At 37.5% G+C, this 22,197-nt stretch carries 20 protein-coding genes; 7 read left to right on the top strand and 13 right to left on the bottom strand.

Annotated features, from left to right (window positions below):
• Positions 1-12 precede the first annotated feature (12 nt).
• The 5 genes from EHR07_RS14330 (at position 13) to arsB (ending at position 3,362) form a co-directional block, all read left to right on the top strand.
• Entirely contained in the window at positions 13-825 is an 813-nt protein-coding gene (locus EHR07_RS14330) for a hypothetical protein (RefSeq protein WP_135745688.1), read from the top strand.
• Between the two features lie 179 nt (positions 826-1,004).
• Positions 1,005-1,352 (top strand): ArsR/SmtB family transcription factor, encoded by a 348-nt coding sequence (locus EHR07_RS14325; protein WP_135745687.1) that lies wholly within the window; start codon positions 1,005-1,007, stop codon positions 1,350-1,352.
• Positions 1,345-1,767 (top strand): arsenate reductase ArsC, encoded by a 423-nt coding sequence (locus tag EHR07_RS14320; protein ID WP_135745686.1) that lies wholly within the window; start codon positions 1,345-1,347, stop codon positions 1,765-1,767. The genes EHR07_RS14325 and EHR07_RS14320 overlap by 8 nt, the downstream gene beginning before the upstream one ends.
• 11 nt (positions 1,768-1,778) lie before the next feature.
• Positions 1,779-2,315 carry a DUF6428 family protein gene (locus EHR07_RS14315; protein WP_135745685.1) on the top strand — a complete coding sequence of 179 codons (537 nt, stop codon included), beginning with the start codon at positions 1,779-1,781 and terminating at the stop codon, positions 2,313-2,315.
• Entirely contained in the window at positions 2,316-3,362 is a 1,047-nt protein-coding gene (gene arsB / locus EHR07_RS14310) for an ACR3 family arsenite efflux transporter (RefSeq protein ID WP_135745684.1), read from the top strand.
• 12 nt (positions 3,363-3,374) lie between these two features.
• Here the strand turns inward: arsB and EHR07_RS14305 are convergent, their stop codons facing one another.
• From EHR07_RS14305 to EHR07_RS14265, 9 genes are all read right to left on the bottom strand, one after another.
• Complete coding sequence (locus EHR07_RS14305) at positions 3,375-4,619, bottom strand: NADH:flavin oxidoreductase/NADH oxidase family protein (RefSeq protein WP_135745683.1); 1,245 nt, start codon at positions 4,617-4,619, stop codon at positions 3,375-3,377.
• Positions 4,620-4,668: 49 nt separating this feature from the next.
• Positions 4,669-5,685, bottom strand: a complete 1,017-nt coding sequence (locus EHR07_RS14300; RefSeq protein ID WP_135745682.1) for a sensor domain-containing diguanylate cyclase — start codon at positions 5,683-5,685, stop codon at positions 4,669-4,671.
• Between the two features lie 42 nt (positions 5,686-5,727).
• Positions 5,728-6,315, bottom strand: coding sequence for a DUF6962 family protein (locus tag EHR07_RS14295; protein WP_135745681.1), 588 nt, complete (start codon positions 6,313-6,315; stop codon positions 5,728-5,730).
• 47 nt (positions 6,316-6,362) lie between these two features.
• Positions 6,363-8,192 carry a PAS domain-containing protein gene (locus EHR07_RS14290; protein WP_135745680.1) on the bottom strand — a complete coding sequence of 610 codons (1,830 nt, stop codon included), beginning with the start codon at positions 8,190-8,192 and terminating at the stop codon, positions 6,363-6,365.
• A 102-nt stretch (positions 8,193-8,294) separates the two neighbouring features.
• Positions 8,295-9,005 (bottom strand): SCO family protein, encoded by a 711-nt coding sequence (locus tag EHR07_RS14285; protein ID WP_135745679.1) that lies wholly within the window; start codon positions 9,003-9,005, stop codon positions 8,295-8,297.
• The gene (locus EHR07_RS14280; RefSeq protein WP_244288950.1) at positions 9,002-9,577 is read right to left on the bottom strand and encodes a toxin-antitoxin system YwqK family antitoxin; all 576 of its coding nucleotides are present in this window, start codon (positions 9,575-9,577) and stop codon (positions 9,002-9,004) included. The genes EHR07_RS14285 and EHR07_RS14280 overlap by 4 nt, the downstream gene beginning before the upstream one ends.
• A 17-nt stretch (positions 9,578-9,594) precedes the next feature.
• Positions 9,595-10,452: a YHYH protein gene (locus EHR07_RS14275; RefSeq protein WP_135745678.1), complete on the bottom strand. Its 858-nt coding sequence runs from the start codon at positions 10,450-10,452 to the stop codon at positions 9,595-9,597.
• Positions 10,453-10,771: 319 nt separating this feature from the next.
• A complete protein-coding gene (locus tag EHR07_RS14270; RefSeq protein WP_135745677.1) occupies positions 10,772-11,242 on the bottom strand; it encodes a GNAT family N-acetyltransferase in 471 nt (156 codons plus the stop codon).
• A gap of 225 nt (positions 11,243-11,467) precedes the next feature.
• Complete coding sequence (locus tag EHR07_RS14265) at positions 11,468-12,634, bottom strand: acyl-CoA dehydrogenase family protein (protein WP_135745676.1); 1,167 nt, start codon at positions 12,632-12,634, stop codon at positions 11,468-11,470.
• Positions 12,635-12,693: 59 nt separating this feature from the next.
• Here EHR07_RS14265 and EHR07_RS14260 point away from each other — a divergent pair, with 59 nt between their 5' ends.
• Together EHR07_RS14260 and EHR07_RS14255 are read left to right on the top strand one after the other, a co-directional pair.
• Positions 12,694-13,767, top strand: coding sequence for an alpha/beta hydrolase (locus EHR07_RS14260; protein WP_135745675.1), 1,074 nt, complete (start codon positions 12,694-12,696; stop codon positions 13,765-13,767).
• Positions 13,768-13,826: 59 nt separating this feature from the next.
• Positions 13,827-14,531 (top strand): SDR family oxidoreductase, encoded by a 705-nt coding sequence (locus EHR07_RS14255; protein WP_135745674.1) that lies wholly within the window; start codon positions 13,827-13,829, stop codon positions 14,529-14,531.
• A 127-nt stretch (positions 14,532-14,658) separates the two neighbouring features.
• Here EHR07_RS14255 and EHR07_RS14250 read toward each other — a convergent pair whose 3' ends face one another.
• From EHR07_RS14250 to EHR07_RS14235, 4 genes are read right to left on the bottom strand one after another with little or no spacing between them, the layout of a single operon-like run.
• The gene (locus EHR07_RS14250) at positions 14,659-15,270 is read right to left on the bottom strand and encodes a methyltransferase family protein (protein ID WP_135630283.1); all 612 of its coding nucleotides are present in this window, start codon (positions 15,268-15,270) and stop codon (positions 14,659-14,661) included.
• 51 nt (positions 15,271-15,321) lie between these two features.
• Positions 15,322-17,337, bottom strand: coding sequence for a heavy metal translocating P-type ATPase (locus EHR07_RS14245; RefSeq protein ID WP_135630282.1), 2,016 nt, complete (start codon positions 17,335-17,337; stop codon positions 15,322-15,324).
• A gap of 44 nt (positions 17,338-17,381) precedes the next feature.
• Positions 17,382-20,489 (bottom strand): efflux RND transporter permease subunit, encoded by a 3,108-nt coding sequence (locus tag EHR07_RS14240; RefSeq protein ID WP_135630279.1) that lies wholly within the window; start codon positions 20,487-20,489, stop codon positions 17,382-17,384.
• On the bottom strand, positions 20,479-21,717 hold the full coding sequence (locus EHR07_RS14235) for a TolC family protein (protein ID WP_135630277.1): 1,239 nt from the start codon (positions 21,715-21,717) through the stop codon (positions 20,479-20,481). The genes EHR07_RS14240 and EHR07_RS14235 overlap by 11 nt, the downstream gene beginning before the upstream one ends.
• Positions 21,718-22,197: the final 480 nt, after the last annotated feature.

Genomic DNA, 22,197 nt, shown 5'->3' with positions numbered 1-22,197 from the left:
GATATTCTAAGTATGAAAAAGCGACTTAGCATACTTGTTTTATTATGTCTTACTCTTTCTCAATTGGATGCCGCAACTTGGATCGAAGATTCTTTGAGTTTTGCGTTTGAGTATCCAAGGGGTTGGGCAAAGTCGGTTTTACGTTATCCAGACACGGTTCGCATCCAGTTATCCAAAACCAATCGAGAAGCCATTTTACAAATTGATGTAGCACGTCGTACCAAAGAATACGATATCGACCGGTTTATTGAAGAGACAGTAGATACATTTTTGACTAAATACCCGGACTTAAAATTGGTTCGTGAAAAAATGTTAGAAAACGAAGTGGCAGGATTTGATGAATCCGTCTTTGTTGTGTTACACTATACGGAACAAAAACAACTGGTTTCCAATCGTTTTTTATTTCATAGAAAAGGTGGATTGTATTATGTAATTCAGGCCAAAACAACCAGGGCCCAGTTTGCAAAGTATTCCAAAGATCTTGACTTAGTGATGAAAAGTTTCCGTCGTGAAACTCGCACAAAAAATAGATGGCGTAATGATAGTTTATCGTATTTGGATCCTGTCAAAGACGAAAGAATCATCCAATACGTTTCCATTACCATTCGGCCCATCGATTCTTATCCTCATGAACAAGGTGCAAAAAATAAACAAGATGATGGTTGGTTATTTTCTGTAGAAGGAAATAAAAAACCAAATTCGGCGGAATGGGATAACCGAACTAAACCATCACAATATGAAAACGGTTATACGCCAGCCGATGTCAAACCAGACACCCCCACTTCCGATGAACCTGTGGTCATTCCCGATAACTCTGGATTATAGGGAAATGCAATCCTTTCCCTACCGGTAATAACCGTTACTCAAATCGACTTACCTCCCCTGAAGATTCTCAGGGGGAAACCTTTCATAAAAAAAACAAAGCCATTGTTTCCTACCAAAACGATTCCGATTTCCCTTGACAGAAAATAAGAAACCAATTTATCGTATATTTACGATATACTATGGCATTAAACAAAAAAACAGAATTCCCAGAGAATATCCAAAGGATTGCCTCCTTCGCCAAACTTCTCTCCCATCCGGCTAGACTTGCGATTTTAGAAGTATTGGCCAATCGACAAACATGTGTTTGTGGAGAAATTGTCGAAATCTTGCCACTAGCACAGTCGACTGTTTCCCAACATTTGAAGGAATTAAAAGAAGGTGGGCTTGTGAAAGGGGAAGTGGAAGGAACCTCCTCTTGTTACTGCGTTCATTGGGAAAATCTATCAAAGGCCTATGTGGAACTTTCAGAACATATCCAATCCATTCAAAAATACCAAACGAAACAAGAAGGAAGCTGTTGTGAGTAAAACAAAAAATATTTTAATCCTTTGTACAGGAAATAGTTGCAGAAGTCAAATCGCAGAAGGTTGGATGCGGTATTATGCAAAGGAAAAAGCCAATGTTTATAGCGCAGGGATAGAAACCCACGGTGTCAATCCCAAGGCCATTGCCACTATGAAAGAAGTAGGAATTGATATTTCTAAACATACTTCCAATCACATAAACGAATACAAAGACATTCCTTTTGATTTTCTCATCACCGTATGTGATCACGCAAAAGAAAACTGTCCCTATTTTCCTAGTGATGCCAAAAGATTTCACAACAACTTTTCTGATCCTTCTAAACTTTCAGGAACAGAGGAAGAAGTAAAAACAGCATTTGCAAACACTCGAGAAGAAATACGAAGTTACTGTGAAAACTTTGTGAACAAGGAATTATAGGAGCGAATAAAATGAATACACTAACATGGAAAGATTTTCAAACCAACTTAGAATTATATCCCGAACTTCATTTAAATTTTGAATACGGGGAAAACCAAACGATATTACCAAATTACCATATTACTGAGTTTAAATTGGCAAAAATTCAATCAGTTGATTGCGGTGGGAAATCTGATTCTTGGACTGAAATGATTTTGCAAGTATTAGAACCAACGATTGAAAAAGATACGGAATCTATGACACTGTCCAAGGTGAATTCTATAGTTAAAAAAGTAACAAATGTAATGGAGATCCCTTCCAATGCAATTTTACGAGTTGAATTTGGGAACGAACAATTAGCGATGCGACAATACTTTGTTTCAGAAATGGTTCCAGGTAAAAATTCACTTCTTTTCAAACTAAAAAATGGGAAAACGGAATGCAAAGCATCAGCAAGTTGCGGACTTCCCAAGGATGTTATCAACTTTCCTAAATTAGAAAAATCAAGTTCTGCTTGTTGTACTCCCAATCAAAAAGAAAATACAAATGAAAAAGTAGGATGTTGTTAGGTGAAAGCATTATCATTTTTAGACAGATTTCTTACTCTTTGGATTTTTGGAGCCATGCTCCTAGGATTACTCATTGGAAAATTTTTTCCATCGGTTGTTTCTGAATTTTCTGCTCTTTCTATTGGAACAACCAATATCCCATTGGCCATTGGACTCATCCTTATGATGTATCCTCCTCTTGCAAAAGTAAAATATAGAGAGATGGGAAAGGTATTTAAGGATGGGAAATTATTAACAATTTCTCTAATACTCAATTGGGTTATTGGGCCAATTTTAATGTTTTTTTTGGCTATTCTATTTCTAGGAAATGAACCAGAATATAGAACAGGTTTGATTCTCATTGGTCTTGCTCGTTGTATTGCTATGGTAATTGTTTGGAATGATTTAGCAGAAGGTGACAGAGAATATGGAGCCGCATTAGTTGCTTTAAATAGTATATTTCAAGTTTTCTTTTATAGTTTTTATGCTTATTTGTTCATAACCATTTTTCCACCATATTTTGGTTTGGCTGGATCAGAGGTCTCTATTCAAATTTCAGATATCGCAGAAACTGTGGGAATTTATTTAGGAATACCATTTTTACTAGGATTTCTATCTAGATATGGATTTGAAAAGTTTGGAAAAAAAGAATTCTATGAAACAAAATTCCTACCAAAAGTTTCACCTTTAACACTTTTAGCACTATTATTTACAATTGTTGTTATGTTTAGTTTAAAAGGAGAAATGATTTTTGAACTAAGTAATGATGTGATTCGAGTGGCAATCCCCTTACTTTTGTATTTTGGAATTATGTTTTTTCTAAGCCTTTGGATCGGATACAAGTTAGGAGTAGATTATTCAAAAAATGCTGCCGTTAGTTTTACAGCAACAGGGAATAACTTTGAATTAGCAATTGCTGTCGCTATTGGTGTTTTTGGAATCCAAAGTGGTGCTGCATTTGTTGGTGTGATTGGCCCTCTCATTGAAGTTCCGGCCCTTATTTTACTTGTTAAATTCGCGCTTGTATTTCGGAACAAGTTCTACAAAGAAAATAACAAAGGATTATAAACAGCAAATTTTTTACTTGGAGTGGTTACGAATCCAATTTTGGTATCGTTTTGTCAAACGAGCCAACCGAATTTGGTCTATCACCAATCGCATGATAGGTGAAACATTGAATTGGGGCTGTTTGTTTTCGGACAATCGATTCAATTGGTAACGAACCATGGCCATATTGGCTAAACCTTTTAATGTTTTAGATTTCCAATTTGGGTCTGGTAAACGAGTATCCCATGGAACATTCGTTTTCCAATGATTGGGAAGGTTTGGATTAAGGGCCAAAGCTGTGGCAATCCCCACTAATGGAACCCCTGATTCCAAAACTGATTCTGCGATTTGTTTTCTACGAATTCCACCTGTCACTAAAATGGGAACCGTTGCCGTTTTTGCGACTTCACTTGCAAACTCTAAAAAGTAGGCTTCTCTAGAAATCGTAGAGCCATCCCTAGACTCTCCTTGCATAGCAGGAGCTTCATAATTTCCTCCAGACAATTCAATAAAATCTACACCTAATGTTTGTATATTGGAGATAACTTCTTTGGCATCTTGAAACTGAAATCCCCCTTTTTGGAAATCAGCAGAATTTAATTTTACAGAAACAATGAAATTTGGTTTTACAATTTGCCGGACTGCTTTGATTACTTCTATCAAAAACCTAGACCGGTTTTCTAAACTACCACCCCACACGTCCTTTCTTTGATTGGCAATAGGAGATAAAAACTGACTAATTAAATACCCGTGGGCCGCATGGATTTCCACTCCATCAAAACCTGATTCCTCTGCCAATTGCGAAGTTTTGGCAAACCTTTGGATGGTCTCATAAATTTCTGATTCTGTCATGGCTCTCGGTTTTCCGAGGAGTTTAGAAAAGTTTCCTAAATCTACAGGCACCGCAGAAGGAGCCCATACTTCTCCACCTAACTTTGCTAACACTTGTCTGCCTGGATGGTTGATTTGCATGATGATCTTTCCACCTGCCACTTTTGCTTTGGATGACCACAAACGAAATCCTTCTAAGGGAGTATCTTCCTCCAAAACCACACCACCTGGTCCTGTCATGGCTCTGTGATCCACCATTACATTACCCGTGATCATAGTCCCAACGCCACCGTGAGCCCAGGCTTCATATAAATTCCAAAGTGCCTTGTCTGGTTCTAAATTAGGGTTGGAAAGATTTTCTTCCATGGCTGCCTTTACAATTCGGTTCGGAAGGGTAACACCATTGGGAAGACGGAACTCTGAAAATAATGGGGAACTAAAACTCATTTGTCTTTATTAGACAAATGTTGGTTACAGAGTATAGGCTTTGCAGCGATCAATTTTCTTCTTTTTTTCGTTTGCGTTTGTTTTCATACATCCGACTATCAGCAACTGCCATTAATGTTTCCAAATCTGATCCATCTTCAGGATAAAAGGAAATACCCATACTAGTTTTAATCTGGAGTTTAGTAGATTCAAAATGGATTTCTCCTTCGACCATAGACCGAATATGATCGAGAAGTTTCAGAATCGAGTTTTTAGGTTCTTTATGTATCAGAATCAAACCAAACTCATCCCCACCTAGTCTTGCGAGTATATCGTGGTTTTGGACGAGTGGAGTAAAGCGGCTAGCAAACCGAGAAATATAAAAATCTCCCGCTGCATGCCCATGGTTATCATTCACTTTTTTCAATCCGTCTAAGTCGAAGAGAGCAATTGTCAAAGAAGAACCATCGTTTGTGATCCGAGAGAGCCCTTTTCTTAAATAATCGTAAAATGCAGATCGGTTGTAAATTCCAGTGAGTGCATCATGACTAGCAAGATAAGCCATTGATTGTAAACTTTTTTCTCTTTCTGCCCAACGATATGCATTGTGTAAAACGGCCGCCATTGTACCTGATAACATATTTAACGCAGAAGAATCGTTAGTCGAATAAAATCCAACTTTTGAACTATGTACTTTTAAAACTCCTAAGACTTCAGTAGCAAAGTATAGAGGTAAAACTATCATAGAACGAAGACCCACAACACGACAAGCCTCGCGATTCACTCGATCATCTTCTTCCGAATCAATACAATACAATGAAGTTCTAGATTGAAGGCTAAGTCCAGAAAAACTATCTTTTACTGGTAACCTAAGTCCAATCTGTTTTTCTGCTGTACCACTGGCTGCACGATAAACTAAATCATCACCCTCCACAAGTTCAAAAACTGCTCCTTCGGAACCAGTGATTTCTTTTGCACGATGAGTGATAAGATCTAATAAGTAAGGGACATCTGGTTTAGCAGCCGTTAGTTCAGTTTGTATTTTTAGTATTTTTTCTAACGTTGAATCAGAAGAGGAGTTTTCCATAGATAACCTATGAAAGATGATTCTAAACTCCTCGATATAAATCTAGCTTAATTTTCTAATTCCTTCTGCGATACAATAATTGGCAATCGCAAGCAGGATATGAAAAATATCAACGTTTAGGATTGGTCCTGTTGATCCTTTCGTCCCAATCACAAGGCCTGCTACGATAAATAAAACAGAACCTACGATACCCATCAACGCTGCATTTGATTTTCGTGGAAATCTTACGATGGAACTAATCAGAATGATTAACATAGCAATTCCACCAACAACAGTCGAATAAATCCCTAGTGGGTAGAGGTAAGAAAATGTTAAGTAAAGTAGAAAAGCGACAGCAATAAATAGGAAAAAAGTTTTTTCCGAAAGAGACCGAAATGTGAAATGAAAAAATGCAAGTCCAAGTAGTGGCACTCCCAAACAACCAGACAACCCTACAAAAAAACGATAAATTGGATCAAGAGTATTGATACCTAGAAAATGAATCGAACCAAGGCCAGCCGAGATTCCAATGATACCAAATCCATACAAAGCGGCCCGAGAAGGGATGGAAGATTTAGCAACAAAGCGATACGCTACAAAGAGCGAGACGAGGGACAGGAATAAATCGGATAAGAATGTTGAAAGAATCATGGTTCCAGAATTAGAACCAAAGAAAACTCGGTGGCAAGTGAAAATCCTTAAGATTTTGAATTAAATTCAGGAAGAATCACTTCCTGCGACTTTCGCACAATTGCACCAATCACTTGGTCCAATTCGTTTGCTGATTCGAGCAAATACTGCAGAGTTTTATATTCTTCCTCTTTCGTCAAACTACCGGTCCGAATGAGTTCCACAAGACCCATAATCGTTGCTAGAGGACTTCGGACCACATGCGACTGAGTCCACGCAATATCTCTTAACTTTTGGTTTTGGATTTGGATGGCATCGATTTGTGTTTTGCGTTCCGTAATATCGTGAAAATTGTCCACAATTCCGCCAATGGATTCATCTTCGATTAAATTGGTGATCGTGGATTCCACCCACCTCCAGGTACCATCCAGATGTTTGATTCTGAAATTATGACTGGGGAGAGAATTTCCGATGGGAATCTTACAAACTTCTTCCAATCGTTTTCTAATTTTTGGAATATCATCTGGATGTAAAAAATCGAATATATTCATATGCATAGCATCTGCTTCCGAATATCCCAATACTTTTGTAACAGACGGAGAGACATACTTTGCTTTGCCTTCAGTGGTTAATATAGCAATCACATCAATTCCATTTTCTACCAGGGCTCGATATCTTTTTTCACTGGCAACCAATTCCATTCGTTTTGTCATTAAATCAGTGATGTCTTTTGAAAAACAAGCAAGGCCTGTGATTTGGCCTTCTGCATTTTGGATTGGATTAAAATAAACCTCTTTATGTTCTTCCAGCTTTGTGATAGGACTTATAAAATTTTCATAACTAGTAAAAGATTCACCAGAGAGTCCTCTTTCATAATATCCTTTCCACTTGAGGTAAAAATCTTCACCAATCGTTTTAACAAGTACGGAGTCCCCTTCTTTTGCAGTTGCTTGTTGCAAAAAACTTAGTAAGCTTAAAAATGATTGATTAGCAGCCACCAAACGAAAGTTAGCATCAATTGACCAAATTAAATCTGAAGTACCATTAATCAATGCTTCTTGGTTACGTTTGATTCTTATCAGTTTTTCCTCGTTTATGACCTTTTCGGAAATATCACGAGTTACACTTAGAACCGAATTGACTTCCCCAAATTGGTTGGTTAACGGTACAGCAGTGCTTTCCATCCAACGTTCCGTTCCCTTCATTCCAATGATACGGAAACGAGCACTGGATTTAATTCCTTTTAAAGCATTTTGGTGTAAGGATCTGTAAAATTTTAAATCGGCAGGAAAGATAAGTGATTCAATTTTTTGACCAATGGCATCTTCAGGACAATCTGCCTCAATCATGTTGAGACCAGCTGGATTCATCTCGATAAGAACTCCATCAGGGGAAACTACTTTTACACATTCCGGTTCCGACTGGAGAATGGTGCTTAAACGCATCTCTTGCTGTTTTAATTTATAATAAGCTTCTCTTTGTTCCGTAACATCTTGGAAAATTCCGACAATTTGCATTGGTTCATTTTTTTCATTGCGAACTACCTCAGCGCGGGAATGCACAAATTTGACTTTGCCGGTGGTGGTCACAAGCCTACATTCTAAATCGTAGCTGATTCCTTTTTCTAAAACCTCATTCATATGTAAGGTCGCAAGTTCTCGGTCCTCTGGGTGGACAAATAAATATCCTTTCTCCAAGTCGACTGGCATCGATGAAGGATCCATTTCTAAAATGCGAAAAACACCTTCCGACCAATGTAAAGTTTGATTAACAAAATCGACCTCCCAATGGCCGAGTTTCCCAAGAGTTTCCATTTGTCTTAGGATCAGCTCTTGCTTTTTGTCTTCTCCTTTTACCGAAGAAGGTGGGATTAAATTTTCTTTTTTGTTTTTTTTCACAAAAAACCGCTTCCTAAAACAGAAGTATGATTTTTGTAGCAAAGGAATTCGAAGTCAGCCTTTTTTTTAATTTGTATCAAAAAAAACCAATCTGGAAATTCGTTACTGAATGAATGAAAATTCTCCAACTAACAGTTTCATGTCGTCTAACATGGTTTTTATAGACTCACCTCGATTTCCATTATAAACTCCACGAAAGTTTAAATTAGGATCGATTAAAAATATTTGTTCCGAGTGAACAAAATCTTTTATAGGGTTTTTATTAATTGTGTTAGTATCTGCTTGAAAAGTATTACGAGCTACTGCAAAGATTTTTTCACGGTCGCCTGTTAACAAATTCCAGTTTTTGGAATAAATTCCCTTTTCCTCCGCAAATTTTTTTAATTCCGCCGGAGTATCTAAATCAGGAGTTACTGAGTAAGAAACAATTTGAATATTTTTAGTATTTGTAATTTCAGATTGAACAAATTTCAAATTTCTAATAATATTAGGACAAATTCCGTGGCACCTAGCAAAGAAAAACGATACGACTGTAATTTTTCCTTTAAAGTGGGATTCGTCTATGTTTTGACCTAGTTGGTTTTGAAATATAAAAGGGTCTACCTTTCTTGCAGAATTTGGTTCTTCATTTTTATCCACCCAAAAAGCTTCTAAATCTTTACCTCGATAATAAGGTAACTTATCTTTTTTTGGAGTATCAAAGAACGTTAAATTGGAATCTTTTTCTCCTTCCTCACGGTGATACCAACCACAAGAGGAAAAATTGATGATAATAAATAAAATATAAATAATATAACGATTCAAAATGATCATGGATTGATTACTGTTTTTTGATTGGTCTCATCACCTTTTAATTTAAAACATAATTTTGATCCAACAACTCCATACAATCTTTCAGGAGAATAAGTATAATTGGAATAAATCTTACCATCTTTACGCCAAACTTTTGTTCCGACATTTAAACCTTTGTTAAATTTGGCGTATCGAAAAACCTTTCCACTTTCGTACCATTCCCAATGGTCTCCATCGGCCAAGTCGTCAATATAGGAAAATTGGAATCTAGCTTTGCCATCCTCATACCAACCTCGATGAGTTCCTATACGTTTCCCTTGTTTGTAAAAATATTCAGCGCTGATTTGGCCGTTTGGATAGGTATCCGAAGTTAACCCATCTTCTAACCCGTTCAAAAAAGTAGTGATCCGCACAGTTCCATTTGGATGGATTGATTTCATTTTTCCTGAAAATTTCTGACCTTTATAATAGTAGATACTTTCTAATCCAAGACTCAAATCTGGATCATGATCCATCACCACCTCTCCACAATGAACCAGAGAGGTGATAAAAATCGAAAATAGAAAAATCGATCTTAATTTGATTAATTCCATGTTTGTAATTTGGGAAATTAGTTTGTGGAGCCACCTTGACCGATGAGTTTACCAGAAAGAATAATTCCATTGACCTCAGTTCCATTATTCACATGATAATGTCGAGCAGTTCCGGCGGTTTTAGACGTATTGTAATTACTGGCTCCCGACCAAGTGGTAGGCACTGATGCATTATTAGCAGCATCCGTACACTTTGTACTACTATTGGCATCACCTAAAGTAAATCCAGTGGTTAAATTCGCTGTGGTCGAATCGTGTTTTTTCCCAAAAATCAGATACCCGTCTTTGGCAATTCCAACCAACTTACTATCGTTATTCGAAATTTTTGGTGGTTCTACATGATAATGATAAGCTCCAGTATTGGTTGGATGTCCTTGGGCAGAATCAAATGTATAATATTCTGTAGAGAGGGAATCACCGGGAGCAGCTTGGTCATTATAAATGGCAATTCCATTGGTGGAAACTCCAATCATTCCGAATCCGGAAGTGGTTGCTGTTGTATCAGTATTGTTCATAGGAACCGTTAAGGTATAGTTTTGTGATTTGATTAAATTAGGATTTGCAGCATTTGTTTGTCCTGAATTCGCATACATAGTCGTTTCGTAATTCGCACTTGAAGAACCCCAATAAATGCTCTTATAAGTAGGAACTGAATTAAACTTAAATACATAATTAGATCCGCTGACAGACACAGTAACACAAGTGAAACTAGTTTGAATCCACTCAGGCACTCCTGCCCCAAAGGTTGTAGTACAAGACGAACTGTTCAGTAACGCAAGAAGTGCTAACGAAGTAAAATCCGTATCTTTTTTATCACGTGCGCATTGGATTGTGAAGATAAAGGCGAAAGCGAAAGAGAGTGTTTTTTGAAACATTCCAAAAACATAATAACCAAATTTCTTACGTAAAGGGGATTTTTTAAATAATTCTAATATTTATAGAACAGTATCCGTTTTTGAACCAGAGACCTACTTTAGGACTAATACTTATCAAATAATCAAAAGTTTTCCTCTCGTAGTAGAAAAGTAAGGATCCGTATTTTTATCGAATACAAAAACCTAACATTGATTAAATAAAAATGAACCGCCAGGGATACGAAGGATGCCGTAGGCACCCTGATTTGACGACAGACAAATCAGGGGGAAGCGAACGCGGACTCCGAAGTAGCCCGCACGGGCGGCCAAAGAAAAAGAGTTAAGTTATTTTTTTCTCAAAACAAATGGCGGTAGGATCTGAAACCCATTTACCAAATGCGTGAATTTCTTTAAATCCAAAGTTTTTGTATAATGCAAGAGCTTCTGGCTGGGGGGCACCTGCCCGTAGGACCATAGAAGAATAATGATCGCTTCGTGCTTGTTTTTCTATTTCACTTAACAATGACTTGGCGACATTTTTTTTCCGAAACTGGGAAAATACAAACACTGCGTCCAACTCACACTGAGCGTTATTGAATTTTGTATATGCGGCTGATCCTAAAACTTCCTTTGTTTCATTATGTTCTGCGATGAAGAATCTACCCTTTGGTGGTAAAAAATCATGGAAGTTCATTGGATTGGGCGCTTGGAATCCATAACGATTTTGGATTTCTTCCCAAAGATGATCCAAACAAAGTTGCGAGTTTGGATCTTGGGTTTCGACCACTCGAATTGTGAAATTTTGATTCATAAATTTAAAAAGATGAACTTCTGAATATTAAAATTTGCAAATACAATATTTCGGTGGAAAGAAATGGGAAGGTGTTGTATAGGGAAGACATTGGGCGGCGGGTGGTCGCACCCCGCCCAATTCAGGGTGGGGATACATACATCAATCCTGTACCCCCACAGCCCCAAAAAAAAAAGCCCCCATTCCTGGAGGCTTTCCTTTCGAACGACTTTCTTTTTGAAGATCTTAGTCTTTTTTAGAAGCTGCTTCTTTAATTACGTAAGCTGCAATTTCGTTCTTTTGGATTTGAGTGGTTCCTTCGAAGATTGTGAGGATTTTAGAATCTCTCATTAACTTCTCAACTGGATACTCTTTTGTGTATCCGTATCCACCAAAAATTTGAACGGCGTCAGTAGCACACTGAACCGCACATTCAGAAGCGTATGCTTTTGCAATCGCAGAGTATTTTGGAAGGTTAGGATCGTTTGCATCAGAAAGACGAGCTGCTTTGTAAGTGATTTCTCTTGCAGTTTCTACTTTGATAGACATATCAGCTAACATGTGTTGCACTGCTTGGAAAGTTCCGATTTTAACACCGAACTGTTCTCTCTCACGAGCGTAACGAGCTGCATGGTCAAGTGCTGCTTGCGCCACACCCACACCCATAACTGCTACGAATGGACGAGAAGCATTCAAAGTTTGGAGAGCGTAAACGAAACCTAGATTTTCTTTTCCTACGAGTGCATCTTCACCTACTTCACAATCTTCAAAGATCACTTGGTGAGTAGAAGATGCTCTAATTCCGAGTTTATCTTCTTTTTTACCAACAGTAAGACCTTTTGCGTTACGTGGAACGTAGAAACATGAAACACCACGTGTTCCACGGTTTTTATCAGTATAAGCAAATACAGTAAAGGCTTGTGCATCAGAGGCTCCGGTGATCCATTGTTTTGCACCGTTGATGATCCATTTGTCGCCTTTTTTCTCAGCACGAGTCGTCATTCCTGGAACGTCAGATCCAGCACCTGGTTCTGACAAACAGAAAGAAACTCCGAACTTACCTTCAGCAATGTCTGGAAGCCATTTGAGTTTTTGTTCGTGAGTCGCACCTTTTAGAATTGGAAGGATTCCAAGACCAGTGTAAGCAAATCCTAATGCGATTCCAAGGCATCCACGAGAAAGCTCCTCGATGGCTAAACACTGTTCGATCGCACCAAGTCCCCATCCACCGTATTCTTCAGGAATGACAAGACCGTTAATTCCTAGTTCCGAACGCATTTTATTGATGAGTTCCGTTGGGTGTTGGTTTTTCTCATCCCAGTGCAAGGCTACTTCATGCGGGATTTCTTTTTTGACGAAGTTACGAACTAAATCTCTGATTTCAAGTTGTTGCTCTGTGAATTGGCTATACATTCCGGGATGTTCCTTATGAGAATGGGGTATTTACTACCTTTTTTCGTACGACCCTTCCTGTGCCAAGGGTTTTTCTCTCTTTACAAGAAAGCAAATCCAATGTATTATTTTCCATTTGTATGGCTAAATCGTGTTCTTTATTCCACAACCTTCGACAGCTGTCTGCTGTTCTCCTCATCACCGTTTCCTTTGTTTTAATTTCCTGTGCGGGTCGTCCCAAATATGAACCAAAAGCAAATTTAAGTTATGCGAACTTTGAAGTTTACTTTCAAGAGAAGTTAGCCGAAAGCAAACGCAAAAACCATAGACCAGGAAACGAAGAACGTTACATCAGTTTCGGTAAAAAAACTCCCTTAGCATTTTTATACATTCATGGGTTTGGTGCTTCTCGTGCAGAAGGTGAAGAGGTAATGGAAAAATTGGCTAAAAAATTTAAAGCCAATACCTATCTACTCCGTTTGCCGGGGCACGGAACCAACAAAGAAGACCAAAGAGATCAAAACTTTAATAACTATCTAGATGCATCTCGTGAAGCTTTATACATGATGCAATCGCAAGGAGATCGTGTGGTTGTGTTTGGAAGTTCGATGGGAGGACTCCTTGCCACTTGGCTTGCTTCTGAATATCCCGAAGAAGTGGATGGTCTTGTTTTAGCAAATCCATTCTATGCACCTGTGGATGGAAGTTTGAATATACTCAACTATCCTGGTGGACTGACCTTCATTCATTTACTGAAAGGAAAAGTTAGATCCTCTTCCCACAATAACAATCCTAAGGTGTTACCAGAACGAAACAATTTTTGGTATCCGGAACAATACTTTTCAGCTCTTGTGGGTGTGAATGATTTAAAAAACTATGCAGCAGTACCTGCGGTATTTCGTAAGGTAACTTCACCCGCCTTACTTTTGTACTACTATAAAAACGAAAAAGAACAAGATCCAACAGCGAGTGTTCCAAAAATGTTAGAAGGATATACCAACTTTGGGTTAGATAAAACTCCAAATCCACTCAACCGAAAGGTAGCCGTGGAAAATGGAATGCATGTTCTAATGTCGAAATGGGTGATCACTGACAAAACATTTATTGAGGCACAAACTGAAAAATGGCTCACAGAACTATCTAAGTCCAAGTAAAAACAGTCTATAGATAACTTGTAGGCTAATAAATCTACAAAAAGGGAGATTTGATTTCTATGAAAGCATCCAAGGAACGCATCGCACTTGTCACAGGGGCCAACCGAGGGATAGGGAAACAAGTCTCCATTGATCTGGCAAAACAAGGAATCTATGTTCTCATTGGTGCCAGAAATCCTGGAGAGGCCGAAGATACTTTAGCGGCAGTGAAAGCAGTGGGAAAAGGAGAAATCCTCTCTCTGGATGTTTCCAAAGAACAAAGTATCAGTGAGGCCCTTGACACTATCACAGGAAGTTTCGGTAAATTGGATATCCTTGTGAACAATGCCGGGATCTTTGCCGATCCAGGTTCCTTCTTTGATACCTCAAGCGAAGATTTACATCGAACTCTACTTGTAAATTTATACGGCCCACTCCGTTTGATCCAAACATTTCTGCCAATGATGATACAAAATGATTACGGTCGTATAGTGAATGTTAGCTCAGGGATGGGACAACTATCCGATATGGGTGGTGGCTATCCCGCTTACCGCATTTCCAAAACAGCAATCAATGCACTCACAAGTCTATCGAGTGTTGAGGCCGCAGGTAAAAACATCAAAATCAATTCTGTTTGTCCTGGTTGGGTAAAAACCGATATGGGGGGAGCGAGTGCCACAAGGCCTGTGGAGAAAGGGGCAGAAACCATTGTATGGGCGGCCACTTTACCTGATAGTGGACCGACTGGAAAGTTCTTTCGGGATAAGAAGGAGATTGGTTGGTAGGGGTGAGTCTATCAGCAAACAACCATTAAACTGTCAGAAAGATAGTCCGAATCTCAATTGTAAGGATATCAGTCACAATTCTGATTCTCACAAATATCCGGACTCTTTCAAAGGCGAAAAAGTAATTCTAATATAAGAAAGGAAGGTATCTATATGATTTTTCTTTGTATAACTTATAGTCCTCTCCATACACATTTTCTAGAAAATCTTCCTCGCAGCGAACTTGTATTTCAAATAACAAAACAAAAACAATGTTTAAATAAAAAACTAAGTGAGTCGGCCAAATAATCCAAACACCAAAATTCAGAAGAAACAATCCTAGATACGTAGGATTTCTTACTAAACGAAAGATACCATCAGTAATCAATTCCTCTTTCGAATTCTCATCTATACCGACTCGCCAAGAATTTTTCATTTTTATTTGTGCATACAAACAAAAAGAAAGTCCAACCAACCCAACAACAAAACCCGTAAAATCCCATTCGATTCCAATCAACAGATTGAATGGAACATTTAACCCATAGAAATTTAGTTTAAAAGTATGAATTCCGATTATCAGTATTACATAATAAGTTATCGCTTTAAAAAGAATATTCATTAAGGCTTGCAAATTCGATTTCGATTGCCCAATGACTTCTGGATCTTTTCCAGTTCTTTTTTTCTGAATCATTCTTTTAGTTTTCCATAAAACTAAATAAATTATAAATAAAATTCCAACAAAAACGGTTTCTAATAACATAAATATCTCCTATTAATTACATGAAAACTTCAAATGACTTAATAAAATTCACTATTTAATTGCGAATTTTTTCATCTGCAATCTGACTGAATTTAAAATCGCGAGAAGTGCAACCCCGACATCTGCGAAAACAGCTTCCCACATTGTTGCCAGTCCACCTGCACCCAAGATCAGTACAATACCTTTTACCACAAAAGCTAGAATGATATTTTGCCAAACAATCAGTCTTGTCTGCTTCCCGATATTGATTGCCATAGGTATTTTACTTGGTTTGTCGTCTTGTATTACTACATCAGCAGTTTCAATTGTGGCATCACTTCCTAAACCACCCATTGCAATACCCACGTCACTTAACGCGACAACAGGTGCATCATTAACCCCGTCTCCGACAAAAGCTACGGTTTCTCCTTTCGATTTGATTTCCTTTATCTTGTTGACTTTATCTTCGGGAAGCAAATCCCCAAAAGCACTCTGTATGCCTAGTTTTTCTGCAACAAATTTCACTATCGTGCTTTTATCGCCACTTAGCATTGTTGATTTTACACCAAGCAAATTTAACTTATCAATTGTGATTTGTGCATCTTCTTTTATGCGATCAGCAATGGTAATATAACCGATAAACTCTTTATCGTAAGCGACCGCAATGACCGTATAAACAATATTCTTCGGATCAATGTCGTAAACGATGGCAAATTTATCCATCAGCTTAAAATTCCCGACTAATAACTGCTTTCCATCTACCTCAGCTTTTAACCCATATCCAGGGATTTCCTCTACACTCTGTAAGAAAATCTCATCACTTACTGAGTCAACAAAGTCGACGATAGCAGTTGCTACTGGATGACTACTATGACTTTCCAGAGCTTTTACCATTTTTAGAATTTCAATTTGGTTAAATCCTGGATTAAAAACAACTTCCTGAACTTTAAAAACTCCCTCTGTCATTGTCCCAGTTTTATCCATTACTAGGTTTTGAATGCTAGCAAGAGCATCTAAAAAATTACTACCTTTGAACAAGATACCGTTTCGACTAGCTGCACCAATGCCACCGAAGTAACCCAAAGGAATGCTTATCACTAATGCACAAGGGCAAGAAATAACTAGAAACACCAAAGACCGATACAACCAATCGTTAAATTGATAATCTGATATAAAAAAATAAGGGAGCAAACATGTTGCTATAGCTAACAGAACAACAATAGGTGTATAAATCTTTGCGAATTTCCTAATAAGTAATTCTGTAGGTGCTTTCCTAGAAGTAGCGTTTTGTACCAACTCCAAGATCTTACTAAGTTTACTATCAGTATATGCCGCTGTTACTTTTACTTGGGCAACTGTATTAAGGTTAATCATACCCGCCAATACGGTATCACCTTTTGTTTTAGTATCAGGTTTACTTTCACCAGTTAAAGCTGCTGTGTTGAACGATGTTATTTCTGACAATAATATACCATCAAGACCAAGCTTTTCTCCAGGTTTAAGTTGTATAATCTCATCAATAGTAACACTTTCTGCCTTTACTGTTTGTTGTAGATTATTTCTTAACACCGTAACTTCTTCAGGTCTTTGATCAAGTAAAGACTTGATGCTAGACTTCGCCCTTTTTACTGCTATGTTTTGAAAAACCTCCCCAATGGCATAAAATAACATGACTGCAACACCTTCTGGATATTCGCCTATGGCAAATGCTCCGATCGTAGCAATACTCATTAAGAAGAACTCAGAAAAAATTTCTCCTTTTCCAATATTAATGCCAGCTTCTTTCAATACAGGCAAGCCAACAGGAGTATAAGAAAGTAGATACCAAAGAATCCTAACCCAACCTTTAAACCATTCTGGCTTTAATACATTATCGAAAAAAATAGCACCGAGTAATAACGCTAGAGAGATGATACTCGGCAAAAATATTTTTATCGGATGACTATGATCATGCTCATTATCTTCGCCATGTTCATGATTATCCGATTCATTTTTCAATCTTTTTATATCTACTTTAGAGTATTCGTTTTCGTCTTCTGCGCAACAAAGAGACTTAACCGGAGCTTTCTGAATATATTTATCTTTCATGATCAATTTCCTCACTTATAATCGCAAAATAATTCGTATTCTGTTTAATCTTCCTCAAGCCATTCGTAAAACACGGGAAGTAGGAATAACGTTAACAAGGTGGAGGAAACAAGCCCACCTATGACTACAGTTGCCAACGGCATTTGCACTTCCGCACCTAATCCTTCACCGATTGCCATAGGAATAAATCCTAAAGATGCAACCAAGGCTGTCATTAATACAGGTCTTAGTCTCGATACAGCAGCTTCTTGGACAGCTTCTTTAAGAGACATTCCGCTCTTACGTAACTGATTTATATTATGTATTTTTACAACTCCATTGAGTATGGCAATGCCAGATAAGGCGATAAATCCAATGGCTGCTGAAATGCTAAAGTTCATTCCTCTTAAATAAAGAGCGAAGATACCGCCTGTCGTTGCAAAGGGTATACTTAAATAAACCAAAATCGCTTGTTTATAACTATTTAAACTTTTGAGTAAAAGAAAAAATATAGCGAACAAAGTAACGGGAACAACGATCGCAAGTTTTGACTTTGCCTTCTCTAAGTTTTTAAATTGCCCTCCCCAAAAAACCTGATAATTATTTGGAATACTAAGGTTTGAATTAATTTTCTCCTTTGCTTCTTTAACAAAACTCTCCATATCACGGTTTTCCAAATTAATAGAAATCGCAGCATAACGCCTACCGTTACTCCGAGAAATAGTCATTACTTTTTTTTCCAAAGTATAATTAGAAACCTCACGCATAGAAACAGCACCCAAATCCAGCGTTCCTATCGGCAATTGGCTTAAATCGGAAAGAGACTCACGGTATTCTTCCGCAAGCTTCACAACAATAGGAAATTTTTTATCGTTTTCATAGTAGTTGCCAACACTTCTACCACTTAGGTATGCATTATATGTATTGTTGAAATCTTGAATGGTGATACCATACCGAAGGATACGATCATAATCAGGTTTAAAATCCAAAACTTTGCCGTGCCTTAGAGCTAAAATAGGATCAAGTTCAACATCACCTACTCCATCGATTGATTTCAAATTCTCTTCAGCAGCGTTTTGAAGTAAAATTAATGTCTCTAAATCGTTTCCTAAAATACGAAAAGTAATATCAGCACGACTACCTTCCAATAACTCGTTGAATCTTGCTTCTACAGGTTGTCCAATGGATATTTCATCCTCAGGAAATTCATCATTTAAGCGAACCCTTAACCTTTCTATAAATTCATTCCAGTTCTTTTCTCGAATCAAAGAATCGATTGAGTCCTTTTTAAGGATAACAAAAGTATCCGACATATAAATTCCCATTGGATCATTAGCAACTTCGGTAGTCCCAGTTCTTGAAAACACATACTCAACTTCTTTAAATCCACGCAAAAAAGTCTCCATTTTCTTCTGCATTTCGGTGGATTTGGATAAACTGATATTACTATCCCGAACAACAGTAATCATCATATCTCCCTCTTTCAATTGAGGAATAAAATCGCCACCTAATCTAAAGAATATTAAGCAAGAAACACAGAACAAAGAAACTGCAGTTAATAAAGCAAATCGCCTCTGTTTAAATCCGAAAAGTAGGATAGGAACATATAAATTCTTAATTTTATCGAACCTGCCGTTCTTTTTAGATTTTTGGATATATCCTTTCACTATGAACAAACATAACGTTGGAATAACGAGTAATGTGATTAAATAACTACCGCCAAGTGCTAACAATACTGCCTCTGCCATAGGACGAAACATCTTCCCTTCCACTCCATCCAAAGTTAGAATCGGGACATACACAGTTGCGACTATAATGATACCGGACGTGACAGGTGCCAAAATTTCCCGAGAAGCTTCCAATACAAATGTTATTGGATCAGAAACGGGACTATCACCTAACTCTTCTCTCTTCGCAAGCACATTCTCGACCATAACGATCGCGGCATCAACGAGTAACCCAAAATCAATTGCACCCAGGCTCATTAAATTTGCAGATATGTTAAAATAATACATCCCTATTGCGGTGAACAACATAGAAAGAGGAATGATGATTGCTACAAAAATGGATGCCCTGAAATTTCCCAGAGCCAGAAAAAGAATCAATACAACAAGTAGTGCACCTTCCGTTAAATTTTTAAATATCGTTGCAATCGTAGCATTCACAAGAAAACTTCTTTCGCTTAATATGTTGATCTCTACATCTTCGGGCAATTGGATCTTGTCCAAGAAGTCTTTCAATTCACTTACAGTTTCCCTGCTATTCGATCCCATCAACATCATCACTGTCCCAAGAACGATTTCTTTTCCGTTATGCGTTGCTGATCCTAACCTCTGCATCCCATGAACTCTTACGACGGCGACATCACCTACTCGAACTAAATTACCTAAACCATTCTGACGGATTGGAATTTTTTTCAATTCTTCCAATTTCAATCCACTTCCGAAAGATCTTGCAATGATCATTTCATCGTTTTTCTCTATATAACCTCCGCCAAAGTTATCTCCAACGGAATCAAGAGCATTAATGATCTCATTAATACTAATGCTTTGTGCTTTTAACTTATTTGGAATTAAGTCAATATGTATTTCTTGTGCATATCCTCCTATCGTATCCACTTCAGCAATATTTTTCACATTAGATCTGATTTGATTTCTTATACTTAAATCCTGTATCGTTCGGAGATACGTCAGTTTTTCTGATTCATCTAACATATCTAACTTAGAGCCAGATTTTGCAGTGACAGAATACATCAATATCTCGCCAAGCCCTGTAGTAATAGGTGTTAATTCAGGCATAGCCCAAGGTGGGATTCTATCTTTTACATTCTGAAGTCGTTCCATTACGATTTGCCTAGCACGATAAACATCAGTGCCATCTTCAAAAGTCAAAACCACATTAGACAATCCGAACTTGGACAATGACCTAATATCTACCACACCAGGAATTCCCGATAACTCCGTTTCGATAAAGAATGTTATTGTTTTCTCTACCAGTTCTGGATCTAAAGAACCTGATTTTGTATTCACTTCGACGATTACATTAGAAATGTCTGGCAATGCATCAAGAGAAACCCTCGACAAAGAATACAATCCTAAAGAGATCAGCAGAAACGAAAAAATGATTACAAAACCTCTATTCTTTAGCGAATACTCTAATATTCTACTTAACATTGATGGCTCCTTCAAAATCAGGATTATTAGTTAAAAACAAAATCTCGGTAATGTTGTCCACAAACTGCATTTGATAGTCGTATATAGCTTCATGAGTTTCATGAAGTTGTGTTTCAAGTTCCAAATAATTAATTAGGCTTATGCGACCTTTGATAAATTCATTGTCCGCATAACTCAGCTTTTGTTCTATGGAAGAAACTAGAGAAATGGAAAATTTATCTAAGGATTTGTTAATGGAATCGTATTCTATTAAGCTGGAGTTTAGCCTGGTCGTTAAGATTCTTATTTGATGATTGAGAAGATAATTCTCTGATAAGGTTCTAGCTTGCATACTCTTCACAACATCCTCGTTAGTGTCCAACGAAGGTAGAGCAAACGAGACACCTAAGTCAAAGAATCTATTGGCAACCCCCGACTTATCTTCTCCAATCGAACCTTGCAATTTTATATCCGAATACTTATCTAATCTTGCAAGTTCTACTTCTTCCTTTGCTTGTTGAATTCTACTCTGAGATTGTTTTAATACAGGATTCTTACTAATCATTACTGACAAAAGATCACTTTTAGGTAGAGGTTTTCCTTTCTGAAGCCAAGGAGATCGAATTGAAATTTCCTTTTCCAAACCTAAGAAAAAATTCAGTTTCTCCCATTCTACCGATCTATTTTTCTCAAGAACAATCAGGTGCTTTTGAAGGGTTAACAAACGATTTTGCACAAGATACAACTCAACTTTTGTTTCAGGAGAAACGAAAACTTTCTTCTCGATATAGGATTCAATTTGAGAGACTCGCTTGATCCTATCCTTAATGTGAGAAGCCTTTTCTGAAGCGATTAAGTAAGAGTATACCAACTTAATCACACTGAACCTATACTCTAACTTACTTTGTTCTAACTCTGCCAAAAGTGACTTTTCACTTGCTTCGGCAATTTTGATTCGTAAGTCTCTCTTTCCTGGATAGTAGAAGTCTTGGCTTAATCCCAATGCGTATTCGGGACCAGATTCATTACTTGCCCGTCTTCTACCGTAATCCAAAGAAATGTTCGGGTTCTTGTATTTTCCCGCTTTTTGTTTTAAATTTTCAGCTTCTTCTACTTTCGCCTGTCCAGAGAGGATTAAATCCGCTTTGGATTCGGCAATACTCAGTATCTGATCAAGAGAAAAAGACTGAGAATATAACGGCAACGCCAAGACGAAGCTGAACGCAAACGCATTCCTTAATAATAACATATTTTACTCCAATACAATATAAAGCTAAAGAAGAAGTAGGCTTTATATCAGATTTGAAGTTTAGTGTGAGTTAGTTGTTGGGAAAAATAGAGATCTGAAAATACCAGCTCAGGATTTTGGTATTCAAGATGGTCAATTAGAGAGATTGAAATATCAGAAATAAAGGATACGGAAAAAACGATAAAAACAGGTTTGAAATACTTCGTCGATTCGAAGATAGAATAATCTTTCTGACAAAAACAATCTTCGAAGCTATGGGTTTTTCCATCACAGGGAGCTTCCGAATTTTGATGTTCCTGATCAATTACTTTGGAAATAAACTCATCATTTAAGCACTGAAAATCAAATGTCTCAAGGAATTTACAGAATACAGAGATAGATATTCCGAATAACAATATAGATGTGAATATTTTTCTTAACATTCTTTTAAGCCAACATCATACAAGGAGACAATCTAACTTTCTAAAACATAACTAGATT

It is taken from the genome of Leptospira bandrabouensis (assembly GCF_004770905.1).
In the GTDB taxonomy this organism is placed as follows: Bacteria; Spirochaetota; Leptospiria; order Leptospirales; family Leptospiraceae; genus Leptospira_A; species Leptospira_A bandrabouensis.
The sequence above is the reverse complement of the archived record's forward strand: the minus strand, read 5'-3'. Positions and strand labels throughout refer to the sequence as shown.